Source organism: Chromobacterium sp. HL1, assembly GCF_057418835.1.
Map to the genome: position 1 here is coordinate 5,111,308 of NZ_CP162399.1, position 23,889 is coordinate 5,135,196.

The following is a 23,889-nucleotide window of genomic DNA, read 5'->3' on the forward strand; positions in this document are numbered from 1 at the left end:
GATGGCGACGACGGAGCACCTGGAAGCGCTGGAGCAGGCGTTTCAACAGCGGATAGACGACGGCGAAAAGATAGAGCCGCAGGACTGGATGCCGGAGGCCTACCGCCGCACCTTGCAGCGGCAGATGGCGCAGCACGCCCATTCCGAATACGTGGGCATGTTGCCGGAGGGCGCCTGGATCACCCGCGCGCCCAGCCTCAGCCGCAAATGCATCCTGCTGGCCAAGGTGCAGGACGAGGCCGGCCACGCCCAGTATCTGTACAGCGCGCTGGAGAGCCTGGGCCTGAGCCGGGAGCAGGCTTACGGGCAGCTGCTGGCCGGCGAGGCCAAGTATCTGAATATTTTCAATTATCCGGCCTTGAGCTGGGCGGACGTCGGCATGATCGGCTGGCTGACCGACGGCGCCGCCATCGTCAACCAAGTGCCCTTGTCGCGCTGTTCCTACGGCCCGTACGCCCGCGCCATGGTGCGCATCTGCCAGGAGGAGAGCTTCCACCACCGCCAGGGTTTCGATCTGGTGCGGCGGCTGGCGGAGGGCACGCCGGCGCAACGGCGGATGGCGCAGGACGCGCTCAACCGCTGGTGGTGGCCGACGGTGATGGTGTTCGGCCCGCCGGACGAGGATTCGGTGCACTCGCAACGCTCGATGCGCTGGGGCGTCAAGCTGTATTCCAACGACACCCTGCGCCAGAAGTTCGTCGATCAGACCGTGCCGCAAGTGCTGCACCTGGGCCTGACGGTGCCGGACCCGGATCTGCGTTTCAACCCGGACACCGGGCATTACGAGATCGGCCGCATCGACTGGGATGAATTCAACCGGGTGATCCGGGGCCAGGGCCTGTGCAACCGCGAGCGTCTCGCCAGCCGTCGCCGGTCCTGGGACGAGGGCGCCTGGGTGCGAGAAGCCGCCGCCTGCCACGCCGCCAAGCTGGCGGCGGGGCCGCAAGGAGAACGAGATGCATGAGTGGAAGCTGTGGGAAGTGTTCGCGCGCAGCCAGAACGGCGTGGCGCACCGCCACGTGGGCAGCGTGCAGGCCAGCGACGCGGCGATGGCGCTGCAGCACGCGCGCGATGTGTTCACCCGCCGCGGCGAGTTCGTCAGCCTGTGGCTGGTGGCCGCCGAAGATCTGGTGAGCAGCGGCGAGGTGGAGCGCGCGCCGTGGTTCGAGACCGCGGCGGACAAGGGCTTCCGCCACGCCACCTATTACGAGGTGCCAGAGGGAGTGCAACACCTGTGACCCTGCATCCGGAATTGAAAAACCTGCGCGCGGAATACCTGCTGCGCCTGGGCGACAACGCGCTGATCCTGTCGCAGCGCTTGTGCGAATGGTGCGGCCACGCGCCCACGCTGGAAGAAGACCTGGCGCTGAGCAATGTGGCGCTGGACCTGCTGGGCCAGGCGCGGCTGTGGCTGGACGCCGCCGGCCGCGGGCTGACGCCGGCGCAGAGCGAGGACGATCTGGCCTATGGCCGCGACGCCCAGGCCTTCCGCAACGTGTTGCTGGCGGAGCTGACCCGCGGCAATTTCGCCGACACCCAGATGCGCCAGTTCCTGTTCGACAGCTGGCATTGCCTGCTGCTGCGCGAGCTGTCGGATTCGGCGGACGCGGAAGTGGCCGCCATCGCCGCCAAGGCGCTGAAAGAGGCCACTTACCACCTGCGCCGCAGCAGCGGCTGGGTGGTGAGGCTGGGCGACGGCAGCCGGCAAAGCCGGGAATTCTGCCGGCTGGCGCTGGAACGCTGCTGGCATTACGTGGGCGAATTGTTCGAGATGGACGAACTGGAGCAGGCGATGCTGGCCCAGGGCGTGGGCTGCGATCTGGCCGCGCTGTACCCGGAATGGCTGGCCTACGTCAACGAAGTGCTGGCCGCGGCCACGCTGGAGCCGCCGCGCGCGGCGCCGGCGGTCAGCGGCGGCAAGCGCGGCGCGCACGGCGAGGCGCTGGTGGCCCTGCTGATGGAGATGCAGTTCCTGACCCGCGCCCATCCGGGAGCCGGCTGGTGAGCCGGGTGCACGGCCTGGAGGTGCAAAGCGGCACCGAGCGCGTCTGGGAATGGCTGGCCGGCATTCCGGACCCGGAGATGCCCTATGTCTCCATCGTGGACCTGGGCATCGTGCGCGACGTGCGCTGGGAGGACGACGCGCTGCGGGTGGTGGTGACGCCCACCTACAGCGGCTGCCCGGCCAAGGCGCAGATAGACAGCAATATCCGCCAGACCCTGCAAGACCGGGGCGTGGAGGCGGTGCGGCTGGAAACGCGGCTGCACCCGGCCTGGAGCACGGACTGGCTCAGCGAAAGCGGCCGGTCCAAGCTGCGCGCCGCCGGCATTGCCCCGCCCTTGCCGGCGGAGCCGGGTTGGCAGCGCTTGAGCTTCGTCGCCGTCGCCGCGCCGCGGGTGCCCTGTCCGCGCTGCGGTTCCGACGCCACCCGCCCGCAGGGCGAATTCGGCGGCACCGCCTGCAAATCGCTGTACCAGTGCGAGGCCTGCCGCAATCCGTTCGAGCACTTCAAGAGTTTATGAGGAAGCCGTCATGCCGCAGTTTTACCCTTTGCAGCTGACCGAGATCCAGCGCGACACGCCGGACAGTCTGCTGTTGACGCTGGAGCCGTCGGAAGAACACCGCGACCGCTTCCGCCACGAGCCGGGCCAGCATCTGACCCTGCGCGCCTGGCTGGACGGCGAGGAAGTGCGCCGCAGTTATTCGCTGTGCAACGCGCCGGACGCGCCCAAGCTGCAGCTGGCGATCAAGCGGGTGGCCGGCGGCCGCTTCTCGCAATGGGCGCACGCCAGCCTGGGGCCGGGCGCAATGCTGGAGGCCTTGCCGCCGTCCGGCCGCTTCGGCCTGCCGGCGGCGCCGGAAACGGCCCGCCATTACGCCGGTTTCGCCGCCGGCAGCGGCATCACCCCGGTCTTGTCCATCTTGCAGGCCACGCTGCTGCGCGAGCCGCTCAGCCGCTTCACCCTGGTCTATTGCAACCGCAACCTGGCCTCGCTGCAGTTTCGCGAAACGCTGGCGACGCTGAAGGACCGCTACCCGGCGCGTCTGTCCCTGATCTATCTGTTCAGCGCGGAAGAGCAGGACATCGAGCTGTTCAACGGCCGGCTGGACCGCGAGCGCTGCCTGGCGCTGCTGCGCGGCTGCCTGCCGGCGGCCTCCATCGACCACGCCTACGTCTGCGGCCCGGCCGGCATGATGGCGGCGGTGAGCCAGGCGCTGAGCGACAGCGGCCTGCCGCCGGAACGCGTCCGCAGCGAACACTACGCCGCGGCCCCGGCCGCCGGTCCGGCCCGCGCCGAGCGCGCGTTGGCGGACAGCCCGGAGCGGGTGCGGGTGACGGTGAGGATGGACGGCATGCAGCGCCAGGTGGAACTGGGCGCGCCGGTGGACAACCTTTTGGACGCGCTGCTGCAAGCCGGCGTCACGCCGCGCTATTCCTGCAAGGCCGGCGTTTGCGCCACCTGCCGCTGCCAGGTGCTGGCCGGCGAAGTAGACATGGAGGCGCCGCACGCATTGGCGCCCGAGGAGGTGGCCGCCGGCTATGTGCTCAGCTGCCGCAGCCGCCCGCTGACTTCAACACTGGCGCTGTCATTCGACTGATCCGCGCCTAAGGACACACATCATGACCTCTCAAAACGCCCTGTCCCGCTGGGCGCTGACCCTCTATTGCCTGGCCACCGGGTTTTCCGTGGCGGCGGTGGTCTACCACCAATCGATGACGCAGCTGATCGCCGTCTCTTTCGGCCTGTCCGCGGACTCGCTGTGGGGGCTGTCGGTGGCCACCCAGTTCGGCTACGGCGCCGGCCTGATCCTGGGCTTGCCGCTGGGCGACATGATCGCGCCGCGCCGGCTGATCCCCGCCACCATGCTGGCGCTGGGCGCGGTGCTGCTGCTGGTGGGCATCGCCCCGTCGCCTTGGCTGATGGTGCTGCTGTGCGGCCTGGCCGGCCTGCTGTCCATCGCTGGCCAGCTGTTGCTGGCCTACAGCGCCAAGGCGCTGGCGGCGGAGCAGCGCGGGCGGGTGGTGGGCAGCCTGCTCACGTCCTTGTTCGCCGGCCTGCTGCTGGCGCGGGTGCTGGCCGGCTGGGGCGGCGAGCACATCGGCTGGCGCGGCATCTATCTGACGGTGGGCGCCCTGACCTTCGTCATCGGCCTGGCGCTGCGCGGCTGCATCGGCGAGGTGCCGCTGGCCGGCCAGCTGCGCTACGGCCGCATGCTGAGCCAGCAGGGCGCTTTGTGGCTGAAGCTGCCGGAGCTGCGCCGGCTGGCGCTGGTGGCCGCCTGCTTCTTCGCCGCCTCCAACGGCATCTGGGCCAATCTGTCCTCGCTGACCCACGCCACCCTGAACTGGAACGCCGGTCAGACCGGCCTGCTGGCTTTCACTTCCATCGCCGCGCTGCGCGCGCCGTGGCTGGCGCAATGGCTGCAGCGCCGGCTGGACTGGCACGGCGTGATCGCGCTGCTGGGCGTCGGCATCGCCGCCACCTCGCTGGCCGGCGTCTGGCTGGGCAGCCAGGTGCTGATGATCGTGATCTTCCTGATGGTGACCGATCTGGGCGTGCGTTCGGTGCAGACCATCGCCCAGGGCCGGGTGCTGGGCATAGACCCCGCCGCCGCCTCGCGGCTGAACAGCCTGTTCATGACGGTTTTCTTCTTCGGCGCCGCGCTCGGTTCCTGGTTGGGCGGCGTCGCCATCCACCGGCTGGGCTGGGCCGGCATGTATCTGTTCCCGGCCGGCTGCGCCGCCGCCGGGCTGCTGTTCCTGAGCTGGCGCAACCCGGCGCTGCGCTTTGCCCGGGCCTGATTTCGCAACACCGCAACACCTGGACGCCGCGGCGCTTTCCGCGCCGCGAACCGCACACTTCGATTGGGAGATGGACATGGAAGCATTGTTGGAAAAAAGCGGCAGCAAGACCCCGTTGATCGCAGGCATGAGCCTGATCTGGGCCGATTGGCTGAAAGAAGAAGACCTGCAGGGCCTGGTGGAACACCCGCTGCTGCAAGCGCTGGAACGCAATGAGGCCAGCCTGGCCACCGTGCGCACCCTGCTGGTTCAGCACAGCCATTACTCGCGCCACTTCACCCGCTATCTGTGCGCGCTGATGGGCCAGCTGAGCGACCCGGCCGACGTGATGGCGCTGATGGAAAACATGCGCGAGGAAATGGGCGTGGACGGCGGCAGCGCCATCACCCACGCGGAAATGTTCCAGCGCACCTTGCGCGTGGTGGGCGCGGCGCCGGCCTCGCACGCGCCGCTGCCGCAGACCCTGGCGATGGTGGACACCATGATGGGCCACTGCCAGTCCTCGGACGCGCTGGCCGGCCTGGCCGCGATGTGCCTGGGCGCGGAAGCCATCGTGCCGCTGATCTACCGCCCCATCCTGCAAGCGCTGCAACACCACGGCTTCGGCGAGGACGCCACCGAGTTCTTCAGCCTGCACATCGAGGAAGACGAAGACCACGCGCTGACCATGCTGGCCATCATGCAGCGCCTGACCCTGGACCAGGACGCGCGCCGCGAGCAGGCCATCGCCGTGGGCCGCGAGCTGATCGCCCGCCGCGTGGCGATGTTCGACGCCATCTGGGCGCATTGCCAGGCGCAGCCGGCCGCCGCGCCCGCCGCGGCTCCGGCCGGCCATTTCTCCTCCGCCGATTTCTGGCGCGTGCCCAGCCAGTTGCAGGCCCAGTTGCCGGCGCGGCTGAGCCACGAGCAGGTGATGGCGGCCAGCCAGGGCGGCGACCAGGCCTTCTCCTCCGAGCGCAAGCACAAGGTGCACATCGTCGATCTGCCCAGCCGCACCATCAGCCTGACCATAGGCCGGCTGGAAGAGGGCGAGTCCACCCGCCTGCACCGCCACAACTACGAGACGGTGATCTACGTCACCCAGGGCCAGGGCTATTCCCGCATCGGCGACCGCCAGGTGCCGTGGCGCGCCGGCGACGCCATCTACGTGCCGGTCTGGGCCGAGCACCAGCACGTCAACACCGGCGCGGAGGAGTGCGTCTACCTGGCCTGCGAGAACGCGCCCTTGTTGCAGAACCTGGGCGGCATCGCGCTGCGCGAGGAACTGAGCGCCTGAAGCCCGGCCGCGTCTCCCGCCCCCCCGGGCGGCGCGGCCCGCCAGCCTTGCCCGGCGCAAGCGGCTCTTGCCGGGCGGGCTTTTCCCAATCAGCACCCGATAAACGAGATCACGATGCTGACACTATCCAAAGCCTGGAGCCCAAGCAGCTGGCAGGCGAAACCGCACACACAAATGCCCGATTACGACGACGGCGCCGCGCTGCATGCCGTGCTGTCGCGTCTGAGCGCCTATCCCAATCTGGTGCCTTCCGCCGAAATCCGCCGGCTGCGCGCCGCGCTGGCCGGCGTGGCGCGGGGCGAGGGCTTCGTCATCCAGGCCGGAGACTGCGCCGAGCGCTTCGCCGGCCTGCGGCCGGACGTGCTGGGCGGCCACTACCGCCTGCTGGAACGCATGGCCGCGGACCTGGGCCAGGCGCTGCAACGCCCGGTGCTGCGCATCGGCCGCATCGCCGGCCAGTACGCCAAGCCGCGCAGCCAGCCGCAGGAAGCGCTGGGCGGATTGAGCCTGCCCAGCTATCGCGGCGACATCGTCAACGGCGTGGAATTCGCCGCCGCCGCGCGCGCCCACGACCCGCAGCGGCTGGAATCCGCCTATTTCCACGCCGCCGCCAGCCTCAACTATCTGCGCGGCCTGGACCGCGAGGCCGCGCCGCGCGACAGCGGCTACTACGTCAGCCACGAAGCGCTGCTGCTGCCTTATGAACAGGCTCAGCTGCAGCAGGACGAGCGCGGCGACTGGTATTGCGGCTCCGGCCACTTCCTGTGGGTGGGCGAACGCACCCGCCAGCTGGACGGCGCGCATCTGGAATTCCTGCGCGGCGTGAACAATCCCGTCGGCGTCAAAGTGGGCCCCGGCATGGAGCGCGAGGAACTGCTGCGCCTGATCGACGCGCTGAACCCGGACAACGAGGCGGGCCGGCTGACCCTGATCACCCGCTTCGGCGCGGCGCAGATCCAGCGCCTGCCGGCGCTGCTGGACGCGGTGCGCGCGGAAGGCCGCCAAGTGCTGTGGCTGTGCGACCCGATGCACGGCAACGGCGTGCAAGCGGCCAACGGCGTGAAGACCCGGCGCTATGAAGACATCCTGACCGAGGTGGAGGCCTTCCTCGCCGCCCACCGCGAATGCGGCAGCCACGCCGGCGGCGTGCACCTGGAATTGAGCGCCCTGGACGTGACCGAATGCCTGGGCGGACCGGAGGCGCTGGCCGAGGAAGACCTGGGCCGCGCCTACCACAGCAGCTGCGACCCGCGGCTCAATCCGCGCCAGGCGCTGGCGCTGACAGACCGCTTGATCGCCGCGCTGACCCAGCCCTCCGGCGCGGCGGCGCGGCCGGCGCAGGACGTCGCCGCGCCGGAACCGCTGATCAATCTGGCCGAGCGCCTGGCCGCCAGCCGGCCGGACAGCGACCGGCTCTGCTTCGTCGGCCCCGGCTTCAGCCTCAGCTACCGCCAGCTCAACCGCGCGCTGCGCCGTCAGGCCGCCTGGCTGCAAACCGAAGGCGTGGCTGCCGGCGAGCGCGTGCTGATCGCGCTGGACGACGGCCCGGAGCTGGCGGTGGCCTTCTACGCCGCGCTGGCGGTGGGCGCGCTGCCGGTGGTGGCCAATCCGCGGCTGGACGCCGCCTCGCTCCACCATCTGCTGGCCGACGCCGCTCCGGCGCTGTGCCTGGGCCAGTCCTCGCAGATCGCGGTGTGGCCGGCCGCGGCCAAGCTGCGGCTGCTGGACGCCGGCGCTCATCTGGAATGGCTGGCCGGCGACAGCGCCGACGACGATTGGGACGATTTCGCGCGCCAGCCGGAAGACGCGCCGGCGCTGATCCAATACACCTCCGGCAGCACCGGCCAGGCCAAGGGCGTGGTGCATAGCGCCCGCTCCATGCTGGCGGTGTGCTCGCACTTCGCCGCCGGCCAGCTGCGGCTGGGCGCGGACGACGTGTTGTACTCGGTGCCCAAATCCTTCTTTGGCTACGGCATGGGCAACAGCTTGTTCTTCCCGCTGTATCTGGGCGCTTGCGGCGTGCTGGACGGCGCCTGGCCGTCGGCCGAACGCGTGGCCGGCGTGCTGTGCCAGTTCCGCCCCACCGTATTGTTCGCCGTGCCCACCCTGTACCGGCTGCTGCTGGAACACGGCCTGGAGCCGTCCGACGTGGCGATCCGGCTGGCCTTCTCCGCCGGCGCCCCGCTGTCCGCGCCTTTGGCGCGGCGCTGGCGTCAGCGTTTCGGCTTCGATCTGCACGACGGCATCGGCGCCACCGAAATGTGCCATGTGTTCGCCACCAGCTATCCGGACGCGCTGCGCGCCGGCAGCGTCGGCCGCATGTTGCCGGGCTGGGAGGCGCGCATCGTCGACGCCGACGGCCGGGACGCGCCGGCCGGCGAATGCGGGGTGCTGCTGGTCAAGGCGCCCAGCCGCGCGCTGGGCTACTGGCGGCGTCCGCAGGAAGAGCAGGAGCGTTTCCAGGACGGCTGGTATCGCACCGGCGACCTGTTCAGCCGCGACGAGCACGGCTATCTGAGCTTCCACGGCCGCGAGGACGACCGCTTCAAGGTGTTCGGCCGCTGGGTGGTGCCGGTGGAAATCGAAAACCTGCTGGCCGCGTTGCTGCCGGAACTGGGCGACGCCTACGTGGTGGCCGCGCCGGACCGCGACGGCGAAGCCCGCCCGGCGCTGATCCTGCGCGCCGGCGACGACAGCGAGGCGCTGGTGCGCCTGGTGCACGCCACGCTGGAAGCCCATCTGGAAAGCTATAAGCGCCCGGCGCTGGTGCTGGCGCTGGAGGAGATTCCGCTGAACAAGAACGGCAAGCCGGACCGGCGCGCGATGGCGCAGCTGGCCGCCCGAGAGCAGGCGGAGCGCAAGGAGGAAAAAGTATGCTGAGCGAAGAGGCCTTTCTGCGTTACGGCGACCACGGCTTCAGCCTGGCGCCGCTGTGGCGGACCCTGCCGCTGCCGGCGGGCGCGGACCCGCTGGCGCTGTACCAGGCGCTGGCCAACCAGGGCCAGGACTATCTGTTTGAAACCGGTCACTGGCGCGACGGCGCGTTTCAGCGCGCCTATTCGGTGATCGGCCTGCCCTGCCGTGAGCGGGTGGAGCTGGACGAGGGCCGGCTGCGCCACTGGCGCGACGGCCAGCTGCTGCGCGAACTGGAGTGCGCGGACCCGCTGGCGGAGCTGGCCAAGCTGCAACAAGGCTGGCGCGCGCCGCACTTCAGCGCCTTGCCGCCGTTTTCCGGCGGCCTGTTCGGCTATTTCGGCTTCGAAACCACTCGCCTGATCGAGCCGCGGTTGCGCCGCCAGCCGCGCAAGCCCTCCGGGCTGGCGCTGCCGGACGCCTTGCAATGGCTGAGCCTGGACTTGCTGGTGTTGGACCACCAGCAGGCCAGCGTCTACTGCATCGTCCACGAATCTACCGAGGCGGCCGGCTACGCCCGCGGCCAACAGCGCTTGCTGCGGTTGTGCGAGCAAACCCGCGCGCTGCTGGCGGAGCCGTCCGCGCCGCCGCCGGCTTTCGCCGCGGACGCGACGGCGGACCCCGCCTTGGATTACGCCTTTGCGCGCGAGGACTTCCAGCAGGCGGTGGGCCGGATCAAGGACTACATCGCCGCCGGCGACGTGATGCAGGTGGTGTTGTCCCAGCGCATGAGCCAGCCCTTCGCCGCCGACGCGCCCACCTTGTACCGGGCCTTGTCCGGCCTGGGCGAAACCCCCTACCGCTATCTGCTCAATCTGGGCGACGCCCAGATCGTCGGCGCCTCGCCGGAAATGCTGTTCCGCCAGCAAGACGAGCGGATCACCAGCCGGCCCATGGCCGGCACCCGCCGCCGCGGCGCGGACGCGGCGGAAGACCAGGACTTGCGCCGCGAACTGCTGGCCGATCCCAAGGAAATCGCCGAACACATGATGCTGGTGGACCTGGCGCGCAACGACCTGGGCCGGCTGGCCGAGCTGGGCAGCGTGCAAGTGGACGAACTGCTGACCGTGGAGCCCTTCTCCCACGTCATGCACATCGTTTCCACCGTGTCCGGCAAGCTGCCGCAACAGGCGCAGGCGCTGGACGTGCTCAAGAGCACCTTCCCGGCCGGCACCCTCAGCGGCGCGTCCAAGGTGCGGGCGCTGGAAGTGATCGCCGAGCTGGAGCCGCATTCGCGCGGCGTCTACGGCGGCTCCATCGGCTATATCGGCTGGCGCGGCAACGCCGATCAGGCCATCACCATACGCACCGGCGTGCTGCAAGACGGCCGGCTGCACGTGCAGGCCGGCGCCGGCGTGGTGCAGGACTCGCTGGCCGAGCGCGAATGGCAGGAAACCCTGGAAAAAAGCCGGTTGATGCTGCTGGCGGCCAAGCTGGCCGCGGCGGCGGCGCGGCAAGAGGAGGCGATATGCATTTGATGATCGATAACTACGATTCCTTCACCTACAACGTGGTGCAGTACCTGGGCATGCTGGGCGCCGACATCATGGTGAGGCGCAACGACGAGATCAGCCTGGAGGAGATGGAAGCGCTGCGGCCGCGCTCGCTGATCGTCTCGCCCGGACCCTGTTCGCCCGCCGAGGCCGGGGTGTCGCTGGCGGCGATCCGCCGCTTCGCCGGCTGCCTGCCCATCCTCGGCATCTGCCTGGGCCACCAGTGCATCGCCGCCGCCTTCGGCGCGCAAGTGCGCCGCGCCGACGAAGTGCTGCACGGCAAAGTGTCGCGCATCCATCACGACGGCGAGGGCCTGTTCGAAGGCCTGGCCGACGGCCTCAAGGTGGCGCGCTATCACTCGCTGGTGGCGGACGCGCTGCCGGAAGAGCTGGTCGCCACCGCCTGGGCGCTGCGCGCCGACGGCGGCCGGGGCGAGATCATGGCGCTGCGCCACCGCAGCCTGCCCATTCACGGCCTGCAATTCCATCCGGAATCGGTGCTGACCGAACAGGGGCTCAGCATGCTGGGCAATTATCTGCGGCTGGCGGAGCGCGCCGCGCAAGCGGAAACCGAAGCCGTCTGACCCACACAAGGGGCGGCGAGGGCCGCCCACGCCAAGAAAGCGACAAGATGCAAGACCCCCATTTTTCCAAGGCCTACCCGATACGCTTCTCCCACTGCGATCCGGCCGGCATCGTGTACTTCCCGCAATACCTGGTGCTGAGCAACTGGCTGGTGGAAGACTGGTTCACCGAAGGGCTGGGCATCAGCTTCGCCGACTTCATCGGCCCGCGCCGGCTGGGTCTGCCCATCGTCAAGCTGGACTGCGAATTCCTGCGCCCGTCCCGCCAGGGCGACCAACTGACGCTGCAGCTGCGCGTGGCGCGGCTGGGCGGCAGCTCGCTGACCCTGGACATCGAAGGCCACGCCAACGGCGAACTGCGGCTGCGCTGCCGCCAGGTGCTGGTGCACATCTCGCTGGACAGCGGCGCCGCCATCGACGCCCCGGCCGACGTGCGCGCCGCCTTGAGCGGCTTGCTGGAGGAGGCGGCGGCATGATGCAAATTCTGCAACCGCCGGAATGGGCGCGCCCGCGCGGCTACGCCAACGGAATCGCCGCGCGCGGCACCCTGGTGTTCACCTCCGGCCAACTGGGCTGGGACGCGGAAGAAAAGCTAGTGGGGCCGGGCTACGCCGAGCAGGCGATCCAGATCCTGAAGAACATCGTGGCGGTCCTGGCCGAGGCCGGCGCGCGGCCGGAGCACCTGGTGCGGCTGACCTGGTATGTGTCCGACCGTGAGGCTTATTTCGCCGAGGCCCGGGAAGTGGGCCGCGCCTACCGGGAGCTGATCGGCCATTTCCCGGTGATGAGCGCGTTCCAGGTGGCGTCCTTGATGGTGCCGGGCGCCAAGGTGCAGATCGAGGCGACGGCGGTGATTCCGGATTGAGGCTTGCTGGGCTGGACGGGGCCCTTGGGCGACGCCCGCCAAGCCCCGCCGTTTTCAACGCTGTATCGACGACGCGCGGCAGATCGTAAACAGGTTCTCAGCCGCCCGACGGCAAGGACCGGCCTTCCAGGCATAGGCGCAGATTCCGCGCCTGTTGCGCGGCCTGCTCCGGCGTGGCCACGTTGGCGAAGCCGAACAACAGCCCCTTGCCGCAATCCGCCTCCAGCGCCCGCGCCGACAGCGCGGCGATGCCGAAGCGCTCGCGCTTGGCGCGCTGTGCCAAGGCGATGTCGTCTTCCGAGCGATCCAGCCGCGCCAGCAAATGCAGGCCGCAGGCCGGCACGTCGAAACTCATCCGTTCGCCGAACGCCTGCCGCAGACTGGCGATCACCAGCTCGCGGCGCTGCGCGTAGGCGGAGCGCATCTTGCGCAGATGGCGGATGAAGTGGCCCTCCTGCATGAAATCCACCACCACCCCCTGATTCAACAGCGGGCAGCCGTCGTGCCAGGTGTGGCAGGCGGCGTTGAAGCGCGTCAGCAGGGGCTTGGGCACCACCAGATAGGCCAGGCGCAGCGCCGGGCTCAGCACCTTGCTGAAGCTGCCGACGTAGAGCACGTTGTCGTTGGCCCCCAGGCTGGCCAGCGCCGGCTGCGGCCGGCCGTCGTAGCGGTATTCGCTGTCGTAATCGTCTTCGATGATGAAGGCGTTGTTGTGCTCGGCCCAGGCCAGCAGCTCCAGACGCCGCACCAGGGACAGCGACACCCCCAGCGGGCTTTGATGCGCCGGGGTCACCAGCGCGAAACGGGCGTGCGGCGCCCTCTCCTTGGCGACGGCCACCTGCATGCCGTCCCGGTCCACCGGCACCGGCACCAGCTCCGCGCCCATTTCCGCCATCAGGTGGCGGCTGGGCGGGAAGCAGGGGTCTTCAATCCACACCTGGTCCAGCGGCCGCAGCAGGGTGCGGCCGATCAAATTCAGCGCGCCGCGGTAGCCGGCGGTGATGAATACCTGTTGCGGCGAGCAGTCCAGCCCGCGCGACAGGTGCAGATAGGCGGCGATGGCCTCGCGCAGCGGCCCGTAGCCGGCGGGTTGCGGGTAGGACAGAAAACGGTTTTGCAGCCGCAGCTGGCGGGTGTTCAGGCTGGCCCACAGCTTGCGCGGGAACAGGTCCAGCGCCGGCAAGCCCAGTTGATAGGGCAGGGGCTGCCAGTCGGAGGCGGAATCGAACAAGGACAGGCTGGCCGGGCGCGGCGCCGGCGCGTCCGCCGGGCGGGGCTGCTGCATGCGCACTTCCGCCAGCCGCGGCGACACCACGGTGCCGGCCTGGCCGCGCGCCTCCAGATAACCTTCGCCTATCAATAATTCGTAAGCCAATTCCACGGTATTGCGCGACACTTGCAGCTCGCCGGCCAGTGCGCGTATGGACGGCACCCGTTGTCCCGGCGTCAGGCTGCCCTGGCTGATGGCCTGGATGAAGCGTTGATACACTTGGCGGTACAGCGGCAGCGCGTCGTCCTGACTGGATAGCTCCGGGGCGGCAAGGCCGGCGCTCACGTCGGCGCTCCCGCGCGCGGACAGGGGGATAAGAAGGGGGCTTGCGGCAACTGAGGCATGGCGGCTTCCTGAAAGCGGTTTAGTTTGAAAGTCGATAGCCGTTGCAGAATCAATTCTGACATTTGCTGTCATCATTAAAAACAAAACAATATGCCTATGTCAAATTAAGATTCCGCGGCCGCGCCCTCAGACCGGGGAAACATCCGCCCGGCGCGGCGGTCAAGCATTAGACGCGACGAATTCATTGAGGCAAGGAGAGCAGTGTGTTGACCATGGGGTTTCTGAGCTGGTTGTTCGGCGATGAGAATCTGATGTCCCTGCTGGCGCAGAACTGGGCGCTGGGGGTGTGGATCGTGGCCGCCATCGTGTTTTGCGAAACCGGCCTGGTGGTCTTGCCCTTCCTGCCCGGCGACGGACTCCTGTTCGCCACCGGCGCCTTGCTGGGCGCGCAGGGCGTGTCGCCGTGGTGGCCGATGGGGCTGATCACGCTGGCGGCCATCCTGGGGGATTTGCTGAATTACAGCATCGGCCGTTCCGCCCTGGGGCAGACGCTGATCCGGCGCGGCTGGGTCAAGCCCCAGCATCTGGTCAAGACCCAGGCTTTTTTCGACCGCTACGGCGCGCCCACCATCACCATCGGCCGTTTTGTGCCCATCGTGCGCACGGTGGCGCCGTTTCTGGCCGGCTTGTCCGGCATGTGTCCGCGCCGCTTCGCCTGCTACAACGTGTTGGGCGCGGTGATCTGGTGCGGCGGGCTGGTGTCCATGGGCTACTGGCTGGGAGCGATTCCGTGGGTGCAGGACAATATGCTGTGGCTGGTGCTGGGCATGGTCGCGCTGCTCTTGCTGCCGCCCTTGTGGCAGTGGCGGCGCAGCCGCCGTCAGGCAGGCTGACAGACGGTTTCAACGTCCATTTCTATCCATTTCGCCGGCGCGCGGCAAGCTGTGAACAGCCTCCGAGAATGTCAGCGCCGCGCCAGGGACAGCGCGCCGGGTTGCCGCAGATGAGACGGTTCGCAAGAGCTGCGCCATGATCGCGGCGCAGCCGGCCTTGACGTCGAACGGCGCGGACTTAAGGCCCGCGCCGCCGGCGATGTTCATGGAATGATCTTGGGGCTTGCGTCAGAGAATGCGGGGTTTGCCATCGGCCGTTAGCGCTTCCGCCTGGCGGACTCGGGTCGCGCTGGCTGGGTTGGCTTTGGGCACTCTTGGCGCATTTTCCAGAGCATTGTTCACGCGGATTTCTTCATGCTCGTCTTTCAGCATGCCCAGGCGGGCGTGTAGCAAGTTGGTGTCCGCCGGTTCCATCTTGCGATTGAAGTCGCGCACCCATAATTCTTCCGCCCTGGCGCGCGCCGCCGCTTCCACCTGTTGTCTGGCGGCGGCTTCCGCCTGTTGGCGCGCGGCTTGCTCCGCCTGCTGGCGAGCCGCGCTGGCGGCCTGCTCGCGCGCGGCTCGTTCCGCTTGCTCCCGCGCAGCTTGCTCGGCCTGTTTGCGGGCCGCGGATTCAGCGTGTTCACGCGCGCGTCGCTCGGCCTGTTCTTGAGCGGCCTGCTCCGCCTGTTGTTTGGCGACGCGTTCCGCCTCTTGTCGGGCCGAAGTTTCGGCCTGCTTGCGCGCCAGCTCTTCCGCCACGGTCTTGGCCTGCTGTTTGACTTGCTGCTGCGCGGTTTCCGCCACCTGCCGCTCGGCTTCGCTGCCTGCGGCGGATTGAGCCTGCCTCAAGGATGGGATGTCGGCTGCGCTGGCGCCGGCTTCAGGGGCCGCTTGCGCGTGATTGGCGAAACTTTGTCCAATCTGGCTCATCTTTTCACGGAAAAAGCTGTCGCTCATCACATGGTCTACCAGTCGCCGGCTGGCCAGCTCAATGGCTTTGTGCTTGTTTACCTGGCCGCTGAAGTCCTTGGCTTCGTCCACCGCCTTGGCCACGATGCGTTGCGCGGCGTCGGATTGCAGACAGCGTTCCAGCGCGGCTTTCTCCGCGGCGGGGTGCTCCAGGTAGACGCCGCTGGCCAGTAGTTGCTTGGCTAATTGCTCCCTACCGGCGCGTGTCAGAGCGCTGAGCGCGGAATCCAGTTCGCGGCGGTGTTGTCCGCTGATGCGAGAGGCCTCGTTATGCACCGCATCCAGTGCTTTGGCGTTGGCCTTCAATTCTTGCTTCAGTGTTTTTTGGCCTGCTTTGTCCTGTTGGGACTGGAGCTGCGTCAACTGAGCTTGCTTGGCCTCAGTGTTGGCGTTATAGCCCTGTGCCAGTTGCCGAGCGTGCCCAAGAGCGATGTTCTGTTTGTCTTGGCTACTTGCGCGCAATTGCCCCGCTTGGCGTTCGAAGTCTGCGTGCAGGGCGGCGGCCAGTTCCAGGTGGATGGGTTTCAATTGATCGCGCATATAGCGAGGCACTTCAAGTCCGTAATGGCTGGCCACTTGCTGCAGCTGCGCCGACCGTTGTTGCTGCTGCTGTTGGAAGGCTTCGCGTTGAGCTTCGGCGGCGGCTTGTCGGCTTGCAAGTGCGAGGCCGCGTTCCTTGATGTTTTCCAATCGATCATTGATGGCGCTCAGGGTGAGCGCTTGGGCGGCCGGCATCTGACCGGCGCGCTCGCGCAGCATCTTGTCCAACTGTTTCTGGATCTTTGCGGTCAGCTTGGCCATGGTGGCGGGGCTGGCCTGGCTGTCTATGGTGTTGAGCAAGGATTTGAGCGCATCCAGCAGCTCCGGGTGAGCCTTTCCGTGCTCCAGCACGGACTGGTAGTAGCCAGTCAGCTTGCCCAGAGTGAGTTTGCCATTGTCGGGAGAGCGCAGCAGCTTGGCGGTTTTCTCGGCCACGGTTTGCCCATGGTCTTGGGCCAAGGCTTGCAGCAGTTGCAGATAGGCTTCGTTGAGTTCGACTCCAAGTTGACGGTCCCAAGCCTGGTTGTAATTCAGGCTGCGAAGCAATTGCTGATTCAATTCGAATTGGCCAAAGCTGTTTTTCCGGCTAATGGCCTCCAGTTGCCGTAATGGCGACTGGGTTTCCGCGTTGGCGATGATCTGTTGCAGTTTCTGGGCGCCGGAGGTTAAGGGGCGGGCCAGTTGCTGGGCGCGCGCTTGCTCGGTATCGCTTTGCTTGGGCGCGTCGGGCTCGAAGCTCATATCGTCCGGCATCAGGCGGTTGGCGCTCAGCACGTCCCGCAGCATGGACTGAAAGCGTTCGTTAATGGCGGGGTCTGCCAGCAACTCGGCGGTTTCCGGGGCGTCCAGCGATTCGAGCATGTGGAAAAAGCTTTTCCATTGCACAACCTTGTCTTGGAAAACGGTAGGTGTATCGAAGCCCCAGTCGCCTTTGCTGTCCTTGCTGAGATTGAGCAGATGATCCGCGCCGAATGCAACCGCTCCATGCTCGGGGTCAAATCCAAGTTGTTGGTGAAAGCGGGAGATGTCGACGAAGACCCCTTCTTTGGCGTCATTGTGTTGTGCTTGCGCAGAGGAGTAGCCAATCGTTTCCAAAGAGCCTGGCTTGGCGTGGGCGAGCAGACTTTGAATAAGTTCGGATTTCCCTTCCTTGGATTTCTTGATGGTTTTTTCAACGAGCTCGCCGGTTTTTTTGTCGCGAATTTGCAAGGTTTCCACCTGCTCGCGCCTGGCGGTCGTTTTGACTTCGAACTGGTTGAACTCTTTGGTGTCGACATTCATCAGGTGTTGTCCGCTCACCTGTTTTTTTTCAGCGGCGCTTTGCTTGGCGCGCAGCGGCTCGGATTCCGTCTTGCCCAGCTGTTGTTCCAAAAATTGCTTGTCGACCAGAAAGCTGCGAATCAGCGGGCTTTCCGCCCCCGCCATTTTGTACTTCATCAAATAGCCCAAGGCGCGGTGGGGCGTGCCGAAGCCTATCCATAACGCTTTGCCGCTGGCGTTCAGGCTGCCGTCTGGATTTTGGCCGACATCCTTGAAGTTGTCCCCGGTGGATTTGGCGTATACCGCCATATAGGCCCGGACATAGCCCGGATTGGCGGAGTCGTCCAGATTGGCGTAGGCGATGGAGGTATGTCCCACTGCGCTGTTCTTGGCATCCGCGGCTTTGAGCAGCTCGATTTCTTTTTGAGTATCCGCTCGCCAGCGTTGGCTGGCTGCGCCACCCGCCTGATTGTTGCGTGCCAGCAGTTGCTCCAGCGCTTTGGCTTTCTCTCCGGGGAGTTGGCCGGCGTTTTCATTCATATTCATCATGTAGGCCAGGCCTAGCGACATTTCTGCTTGCTGTATGCCCGTCAGTTTTTCCGCCACGCGGGATGAGTATTGCCGCCATTGGGGTTCGCTCAGTGTTTTGGCGCTTTCCGGCACCGTTTGTCGCAGCACGGGTTGAATAGTTTGTGCCGAGATGCCTCGCAGCCGGCTGACCAGGGGGCCGCTGGCAACTTGGAGCGGTGTCTGTTGAGAGGCCGTTGCCGTGTTCAGGGAGAAAGAGGTTCGGTTGGCGTGAATGGGGCTGGGCATGGCTTGATCCTTAAATTTGCATGCGGGAGGCAAGACTGAATTGAGGGCAGCGGATTGGCTGAGTGGCAGGCCGGGCGAGGGTGTTGCTATAAGGCCTGTTTACGGTCTCGCGAGCAAGGGCGAGACAAGGCGAAAACGGCTGAAAAAGCGGAGTGTACATACGGTACATGAGCATTTTGAAGACGTTTTCAACGCCGTATCGCCGATGCGTAGCAGATCGTAAACAGGTTCTAAGCAAGGTGGGGTGTTCGGCTTGGACGGGGCTAGCGCTGTTTGTTGGCGTAAAGATACCCGCCGGCGTTGCCGGCGGGCTTGCAAGTTTTGTTCAATTCAGCGGTGGCGAGAGCGAGGGGCTCAGCGCGGTCCGAGCAGCTGTTGCAGCGCGGCCGCCGCGGGCGCGCCCTGGATTTTTTGCAGCCGGCCCTGGGCGTCGCGGTAGAAGGAGGCTGGGGTGGCGAACACGCCGAAGCGCTCCATCAGCCGCTGGTTGACCGCCAGTTTGGCGCCGACGGCGGCCGGCGGCTTGGCCAGCGGCCGCACCGAATCGCCGGCTTCGTGGCGCGCCAGCGCGGCGGCCGGGTCCGGCGCGGCCAGGAGGGCGGCGGCCTTGGCCGGGCTGTCCTCGGCCAGCAGGCCCACCAGGATGTGGCGGATCTGGACCTTGCCGGCCTGGACCCAGGGCCGGGCGTCCCGCCAGAGCTGCCGGCAATACGGGCAGTTGGGATCGGTGAAGGTGTAGACCACGCGCGGGGCCCCGTCCTTGCCGTCGGCGATCCAGTGGCTGCTTTCCAACTGCCGCCACAGCGCGGCGCCGAACTGCCGGTCCAGCAGCTCGGGCTTCCATTTGTCGCCGCGGGCGTCGGTGACGTTGCCGACGATGGCCTGTCGGCCGTCCGGGGTCAGGTAGACGGCCTGCGGCCGGCCCAGGTAGAGCGCGGCGTAGCCGGTCAGGCCGGACGGGCCGGGAAAGCTGCTCAGGACTTCATAGCCCTGGGCTTCCAGCGCCTGAATGGGCGCCGGCCAGGCTTGGGGCGGCGCGGCGTGGGCGCTCAGGCTCAGCCAGAGCGCCAGCGGCGCCAGGCCGCGGATCAGCGGTGCGTTCATGTTTATTCCTTGGAAGCGGGCGTGCCGCCCAGCAATTGCAGCTTGCTGGCCAGAGTGGCTTCGGACAGTTCGCCCAGATGTATGGTTTGCAATTGGCCGCGGGCGTCGAAAAACAGCGTGGTGGGCAGCGCCGCCGAGCCGTACTCCCGGCCCAGGGCGCCGGCCGGGTCCAGCAGCACATGCCGGAGCCGAAGCGGCTGCTTGTGGAAGAACTCGCGCACCGCGACTTCGTCCTCGCCCTGGTTGGCGAAGACGAAGCGCACGTCGGTCCTTTGCCGCTGGGCGTCTTGCAGCAGCGGCATTTCCCGCAGGCAGGGCGGGCACCAGCTGGCCCAGAGATTGAGCACCATGGGCTTGCCGCCGGCCAGCGCCGGCAGCGAGGCCGGGGCGCCGTCCAGTTGCGGCAGCACGCGGGCGGACAGCGAGGCCTTGGTTCGCCCTTCTTGCAGCGCCGCGCCGCCGGCCCAGACCAGCGCGCCGCTCAGGATGGCGACGGCCAGCGGCCGGCGCAGCTCCGGCCGACGCCAGCCGCGCCACGCGGCCAGGGCGAGCGCGGCGGCGACGCCGGCCCAGGGCAGGAAGCCGCCGTCGCGCAGATCCAGCACCGCCAGCGGCCGCTGCGAGTACAGCGAAAACCAGTACAGGACGAAGCCGACGCGCGCGGCGACGAAGCCCCACAGCAGCATGTCGTTGAGGTGGGCCGCCACGCTGACGCGGCGGCCGCGGCCGGCGAGCAGGCCGGCGCCGTGGGCGGCGAGCCAGGCGGCGGCGATGATGGCCAGGCTGACCGGAATGGCCAGCGGGCCAAGGTTGAAAGCAAGCATGGTTCAGTCCTGTGCCGCGCGGAGCGGGGTGGCGGAGGCTATTTTTTTAAACGTTTGAATAGACTGGGTCCTTTCCAAAAGATTCAGCGGGCCCGCCGCGCCTGGCTCAGGCGTTCGAGAAAGGCGTCCGGGCCCAGCGCGCCGACGATGCGCTGGGCGCGGCGCTCCTGGCCGTCCGGGCCGATCAGCAACAGCGTGGGCGGTCCTATCACCTGGCGCGAGGCCAGCAGCGCGGCGCTATCCGGGCCGGATTCGGTCACGTCGGGCCGCAGCAGCGTCATGTCGGCCAGCGCTTGTCGCACGAGGGGATCGCCAAACACCTTGTGCTCGATTTCCTTGCAGGCCACGCACCAGTCGGCGTAGTAGTCCACCAGCGCCCAGCGGCCTTGGCGCGCGGCCTCGTCCAGGCCCTGTTGCAGCGCGCGGACATCGCGCACGGTGACGAAGCCGAGTTGTTCCATGTCGGTGGCGGGCGCGGCCGCGGAGGAGACGAAGGCGAGCGGCCGCAGCGGATCGCTTTGCCCGGCGGCCGCGCCGATCAGCATCGCCGCCGCCCACAGGCCCAGCAGCGCCGCCGCGCCGCGCAGCGTCCATTGGCCGGGGCTGGCGCGCCAGGGCCGGCTCAGCGTCAGCAGGCCGACGGCGACGGCGAACAGCCAGGCGCCCCACAAGGCCAGGCTGGCAGCCGGGGGCAGCACGCGGTCGAGGAACCAGATCGCCATGCCCAGCAGCAGGAAGCCGAACACCGCTTTGACCCGGTTCATCCACAGGCCGGGACGCGGCAGCAGTTTGGCCCCCAGCGCGCCCACCAGCAAGAGCGGCACGCCCATGCCCAGGCCCATGGCCAGCAAGGCCAGGCCGCCTTTGAGCACGTCGCCGCTGTCGCTGATGTAGAGCAGGGCGCCGGCCAGCGGCGCGGTCATGCAGGGGCCCACCAGCAAGGCGGACAGCACGCCCATCGCCGCCGCGCCGCCCAGGGTGCCGCCGCGCTGGCGCTGGCTGGCCATGGCCAGCCGGTCGCGCAGCACCGCCGGCAATTGCAGCTCGTAAACGCCGAACATGGCCAGCGCCAGCAGGATGAACAGCGCGGCGAACAGGCCCAGCGCCCACGGCGTTTGCAGCGCGGCCTGAAGATTGGCGCCCATGCTGGCGGCCAGCGCGCCCAGCGCCGCGTAGGTCAGCGCCATCGGCAGCACAAAGGCCAGCGCCAGGACCAGGCCGCGTCGCGGCGTGGCGCCGCTGCCGACGATCAGGCTGCTGAGAATGGGCACCATGGGCAGCACGCAGGGCGTGAAGGTCATCAGCAGGCCCAGGCCGAAGAAGGCCAGCAAGACCCAGCCGACGCCGGATTGCGCCAGCCGCGCCGCCAGCGCCTGGTCTTCGCCCAGGGCCGGCGCGGCGGGGGCCGTGCCGGCAAGCCCCGCCGTGGCGGTTTTAACGGCCTGGCCGCCGCCGGACAGTTCGACGACGCGATGTTGCGGCGGATAGCACAGCCCGGCTTCGGCGCAGCCCTGCCAGCTCAGCGCGAGGCGGCGCGCCTGGCCGGCCCGCACCAGCAGTTCCAGCCGCTGGTAATACACCTCGGATTCGCCAAAGAATTCATCATGGATGGTCTTGCCGGCCGGCATCGCCGGCGGCGGGACGCTGCCGGCGGGTTCGGCCGCGATCTTGATATTTTTGCGATACAAATAATAGCCGTCGCGGATGTCCCAGCGCAGGCGGACCTGGCCGTCGCCCAGCTCGCTGACGCTGAGGCGGAAGGCCTGTTCCGGCGGCAGAAAGCCGGTTTGCGCCTGGACGGCGGGCATCCAGAGGAAAAGCAGCAGCAACAGGCTGCGGAAAATAAGCGGCATTGCGGTCTCCATGGGGATGAGTGCCCACAGCCTGGGCGCCGGGGATTAAGCCGCCGTTAACAATGGGATAATCCGTTGCCGGCAAGCTGGCGGCGACAAGGAGGCGGGAATGCGGGTGTTATTGGTGGAAGACAATGAGTTGATCGCGCTGGGCATCGTCGCCGGGCTGCGCGCCCACGGTCTGACGGTGGACGCGGTGGGCAGCGCGGCCCAGGCCGAGGCGGCGCTGGCGACGCTGGACGCCGATTTGATGATTCTGGACCTGGGGCTGCCGGACGAGGACGGCATGCGCTTGCTGGCGCGCTTGCGCGCGCGCGGCGCGGCGTTGCCGGTGCTGGTGTTGACCGCGCGCGACGCGGTGGAAGACCGGGTGGCCGGCCTGCGCGCCGGCGCGGACGATTATCTGCTCAAGCCCTTTGATCTGGACGAACTGGTGGCGAGGCTGCACGCCTTGCGCCGGCGCGCCGCCGGGCGTTGCGTGGACGTGATCGAGGACGGCCCGCTGCGGCTGGATCCGATGCGCGGCGAAGTCTGGCTGCACGGCCGGCCGGTGGCGCTGGCGCGCCGCGAACTGGCGCTGTTGGCGGCCTTGATGCAGGCGCGGGAGCGGATTCTCAGCGCCGAGCAGTTAAAAGACCGGCTCTACGATTACAGCGAGGAAATCGAAAGCAACGCCCTGAACGTGCACATCCACCATTTGCGGCGCAAGCTGGGGCCTGCGGTGGTGGAGACGGTGCGCGGCCTGGGCTACCGCTACGGCAGGGCCGGCGAATGAGCTTGCGTCTGCGCCTGCTGTTATGGATAGGGGTGTCGCTGTGCCTGCTGTGGGGCGGCGTGGCGGCCTGGACGCTGCATGACCTGGACCGGCAGATGCGGCTGACGCTGGACCGGCGGCTGGCGATGTCGGCGCAGATGGTGGCCGGCCTGATGGAACAATTGCCGGCGCCGCCGCCGCGCGCCATGCCGCGTTTCGAGGGCATAGGCGCCGGCATCGCGTGCCAGATTGTTTCCGTGCGCGGCGAGGTGCTGGCGCGCACGCCGGGCGCGCCGGATACCCGCGCGGACCCGGCGCCGGGCTATGCCGAGCAAACCCTGCGCGGCGAGCGCTGGCGCAGCTATACGGTGGTGGCCAACGGCTTGCGGGTGACCACGGCGGACCGGCTGACCGAACGCGAGGCGATGTTGACGGATATCCGCTGGGCCGCCGCCGTGCCCTTCATCGCGGCCCTGGCCGGCAGCCTGGTGGCCTTGTGGCTGGGCGTGAGCCGGGGGCTGCGGCCGCTGGAGCGGTTGCGCCGCGCCTTGGCGCGCCGCGCGCCGGAAGCGCTGGAGCCGGTGGCCACTCAGGGTTTGCCGCGCGATGTGCTGCCGCTGGCGGACAGCCTGAATCAGCTCTTGCGGCGCGTTGGCGAAGCGCTGCAACGCGAGCGGCGTCTGACCAGCGACGCCGCCCATGAGCTGCGCACCCCGCTGACGGCGATCAAGACGCATCTGCAAGTGGCGCGCATCACCCAGGGGCCGGACGCGGCGCAGGCGCTGGCCCACGCCGCCGAGGGGGCGGAACGCTTGCAGAACACCCTGGGGCAGTTGCTGATGCTGGCGCGGCTGGAAGGGGCTTTCGACTGGGAGGAAGGCCCTCCGGCCTGCGCCGACGAGGTGGCGCGGCTGGCGATGCGCGACGCGGAGCCCGCGCCGCCGCGGCGCATTGTCTGCGCTCCGCTGCCGGAGGCCGCGCTGGCCTTGCCCCAGGCGCTGGCGGCCACCGCGCTGCGCAATCTGCTGGACAACGCCTTGCGGTATTCGCCGCCGGACGCGCCGGTGCGTTTGGAGGCCGCGCTGTGCGAGGAGGGCTTGCGCTTTGAAATCCGCGATCAGGGGCCGGGGCTGACGGCGGACCAGCGCGAACAGGCCGCGCAGCGCTTTTGGCGCGGGCGGCATGCCGGCGCCGGCAGCGGCCTGGGCCTGTCCATCGTCACCGCGATCGCCGGGCGCTTTGGCGGCCGTCTGGAACTGCTGGCCGGCGAGGAGGGCGGGCTATGCGCCGCCCTGACGCTGCCGGTGCTCAGAAGCTCTTCATAGCCTGCCGCGCTTCGCCGGACGCGGCGCGGCGAGCGCCCCTTTAAAAATGCGCATGCGCTCCTTGCGCATCCCGCTGTC

At 68.2% G+C, this 23,889-nt stretch carries 21 protein-coding genes; 15 read left to right on the top strand and 6 right to left on the bottom strand.

What is annotated here, in order from left to right:
• Position 1 precedes the first annotated feature (1 nt).
• The 12 genes from paaA (at position 2) to AB1Z25_RS23405 (ending at position 11,936) form a co-directional block, all read left to right on the top strand.
• Positions 2–964 carry a 1,2-phenylacetyl-CoA epoxidase subunit PaaA gene (gene paaA, locus AB1Z25_RS23350; RefSeq protein WP_474455283.1) on the top strand — a complete coding sequence of 321 codons (963 nt, stop codon included), beginning with the start codon at positions 2–4 and terminating at the stop codon, positions 962–964.
• Positions 957–1,238, top strand: coding sequence for a 1,2-phenylacetyl-CoA epoxidase subunit PaaB (gene paaB / locus AB1Z25_RS23355; RefSeq protein ID WP_019104274.1), 282 nt, complete (start codon positions 957–959; stop codon positions 1,236–1,238). Before paaA ends, paaB begins: the two co-directional genes overlap by 8 nt.
• Positions 1,235–2,005, top strand: a complete 771-nt coding sequence (gene paaC, locus AB1Z25_RS23360) for a 1,2-phenylacetyl-CoA epoxidase subunit PaaC (RefSeq protein ID WP_253314708.1) — start codon at positions 1,235–1,237, stop codon at positions 2,003–2,005. The genes paaB and paaC overlap by 4 nt, the downstream gene beginning before the upstream one ends.
• Positions 2,002–2,523 carry a 1,2-phenylacetyl-CoA epoxidase subunit PaaD gene (paaD, locus tag AB1Z25_RS23365; RefSeq protein ID WP_227106221.1) on the top strand — a complete coding sequence of 174 codons (522 nt, stop codon included), beginning with the start codon at positions 2,002–2,004 and terminating at the stop codon, positions 2,521–2,523. Before paaC ends, paaD begins: the two co-directional genes overlap by 4 nt.
• 10 nt (positions 2,524–2,533) lie before the next feature.
• Positions 2,534–3,601: a 2Fe-2S iron-sulfur cluster-binding protein gene (locus AB1Z25_RS23370; protein ID WP_486636294.1), complete on the top strand. Its 1,068-nt coding sequence runs from the start codon at positions 2,534–2,536 to the stop codon at positions 3,599–3,601.
• Positions 3,602–3,623: 22 nt separating this feature from the next.
• Positions 3,624–4,805, top strand: a complete 1,182-nt coding sequence (locus AB1Z25_RS23375; protein ID WP_235085234.1) for an MFS transporter — start codon at positions 3,624–3,626, stop codon at positions 4,803–4,805.
• A gap of 76 nt (positions 4,806–4,881) precedes the next feature.
• On the top strand, positions 4,882–6,081 hold the full coding sequence (locus AB1Z25_RS23380) for an iron-containing redox enzyme family protein (RefSeq protein ID WP_199225966.1): 1,200 nt from the start codon (positions 4,882–4,884) through the stop codon (positions 6,079–6,081).
• 114 nt (positions 6,082–6,195) lie between these two features.
• A complete protein-coding gene (locus AB1Z25_RS23385; RefSeq protein ID WP_486636295.1) occupies positions 6,196–8,961 on the top strand; it encodes a 3-deoxy-7-phosphoheptulonate synthase in 2,766 nt (921 codons plus the stop codon).
• Positions 8,955–10,472: an anthranilate synthase component I family protein gene (locus AB1Z25_RS23390; RefSeq protein WP_107801435.1), complete on the top strand. Its 1,518-nt coding sequence runs from the start codon at positions 8,955–8,957 to the stop codon at positions 10,470–10,472. Before AB1Z25_RS23385 ends, AB1Z25_RS23390 begins: the two co-directional genes overlap by 7 nt.
• Entirely contained in the window at positions 10,463–11,071 is a 609-nt protein-coding gene (locus AB1Z25_RS23395; protein ID WP_486636296.1) for an anthranilate synthase component II, read from the top strand. The genes AB1Z25_RS23390 and AB1Z25_RS23395 overlap by 10 nt, the downstream gene beginning before the upstream one ends.
• 47 nt (positions 11,072–11,118) lie before the next feature.
• Positions 11,119–11,547 (top strand): acyl-CoA thioesterase, encoded by a 429-nt coding sequence (locus AB1Z25_RS23400; protein WP_107801437.1) that lies wholly within the window; start codon positions 11,119–11,121, stop codon positions 11,545–11,547.
• Positions 11,544–11,936, top strand: a complete 393-nt coding sequence (locus AB1Z25_RS23405) for a RidA family protein (RefSeq protein WP_474455289.1) — start codon at positions 11,544–11,546, stop codon at positions 11,934–11,936. The genes AB1Z25_RS23400 and AB1Z25_RS23405 overlap by 4 nt, the downstream gene beginning before the upstream one ends.
• 97 nt (positions 11,937–12,033) lie before the next feature.
• On the opposite strand, the gene pdxR is transcribed toward AB1Z25_RS23405, so the two are convergent.
• Positions 12,034–13,491 (bottom strand): MocR-like pyridoxine biosynthesis transcription factor PdxR, encoded by a 1,458-nt coding sequence (pdxR, locus tag AB1Z25_RS23410; protein WP_199225968.1) that lies wholly within the window; start codon positions 13,489–13,491, stop codon positions 12,034–12,036.
• A gap of 272 nt (positions 13,492–13,763) precedes the next feature.
• On the opposite strand from pdxR, the gene AB1Z25_RS23415 reads away from it, so the two are divergent.
• Positions 13,764–14,384, top strand: a complete 621-nt coding sequence (locus tag AB1Z25_RS23415; RefSeq protein WP_486637357.1) for a VTT domain-containing protein — start codon at positions 13,764–13,766, stop codon at positions 14,382–14,384.
• A gap of 9 nt (positions 14,385–14,393) precedes the next feature.
• Here the strand turns inward: AB1Z25_RS23415 and AB1Z25_RS23420 are convergent, their stop codons facing one another.
• The 5 genes from AB1Z25_RS23420 to dsbD all read right to left on the bottom strand — a co-directional run bounded on the left by AB1Z25_RS23420 (position 14,394) and on the right by dsbD (position 21,732).
• Entirely contained in the window at positions 14,394–14,591 is a 198-nt protein-coding gene (locus AB1Z25_RS23420) for a hypothetical protein (RefSeq protein ID WP_486636297.1), read from the bottom strand.
• Positions 14,592–14,612: 21 nt separating this feature from the next.
• On the bottom strand, positions 14,613–17,705 hold the full coding sequence (locus AB1Z25_RS23425) for a hypothetical protein (protein ID WP_486636298.1): 3,093 nt from the start codon (positions 17,703–17,705) through the stop codon (positions 14,613–14,615).
• Positions 17,706–18,305: 600 nt separating this feature from the next.
• Positions 18,306–19,055: a thiol:disulfide interchange protein DsbG gene (gene dsbG, locus AB1Z25_RS23430; RefSeq protein ID WP_107801439.1), complete on the bottom strand. Its 750-nt coding sequence runs from the start codon at positions 19,053–19,055 to the stop codon at positions 18,306–18,308.
• A 2-nt stretch (positions 19,056–19,057) separates the two neighbouring features.
• On the bottom strand, positions 19,058–19,879 hold the full coding sequence (locus tag AB1Z25_RS23435) for a TlpA family protein disulfide reductase (RefSeq protein ID WP_486636299.1): 822 nt from the start codon (positions 19,877–19,879) through the stop codon (positions 19,058–19,060).
• A gap of 83 nt (positions 19,880–19,962) precedes the next feature.
• On the bottom strand, positions 19,963–21,732 hold the full coding sequence (dsbD, locus tag AB1Z25_RS23440) for a protein-disulfide reductase DsbD (RefSeq protein WP_486636300.1): 1,770 nt from the start codon (positions 21,730–21,732) through the stop codon (positions 19,963–19,965).
• 109 nt (positions 21,733–21,841) lie between these two features.
• On the opposite strand from dsbD, the gene AB1Z25_RS23445 reads away from it, so the two are divergent.
• On the top strand, positions 21,842–22,507 hold the full coding sequence (locus AB1Z25_RS23445) for a response regulator (RefSeq protein ID WP_107801442.1): 666 nt from the start codon (positions 21,842–21,844) through the stop codon (positions 22,505–22,507).
• Positions 22,504–23,811: an ATP-binding protein gene (locus tag AB1Z25_RS23450; RefSeq protein ID WP_486636301.1), complete on the top strand. Its 1,308-nt coding sequence runs from the start codon at positions 22,504–22,506 to the stop codon at positions 23,809–23,811. Before AB1Z25_RS23445 ends, AB1Z25_RS23450 begins: the two co-directional genes overlap by 4 nt.
• Positions 23,812–23,889 lie beyond the last annotated feature (78 nt).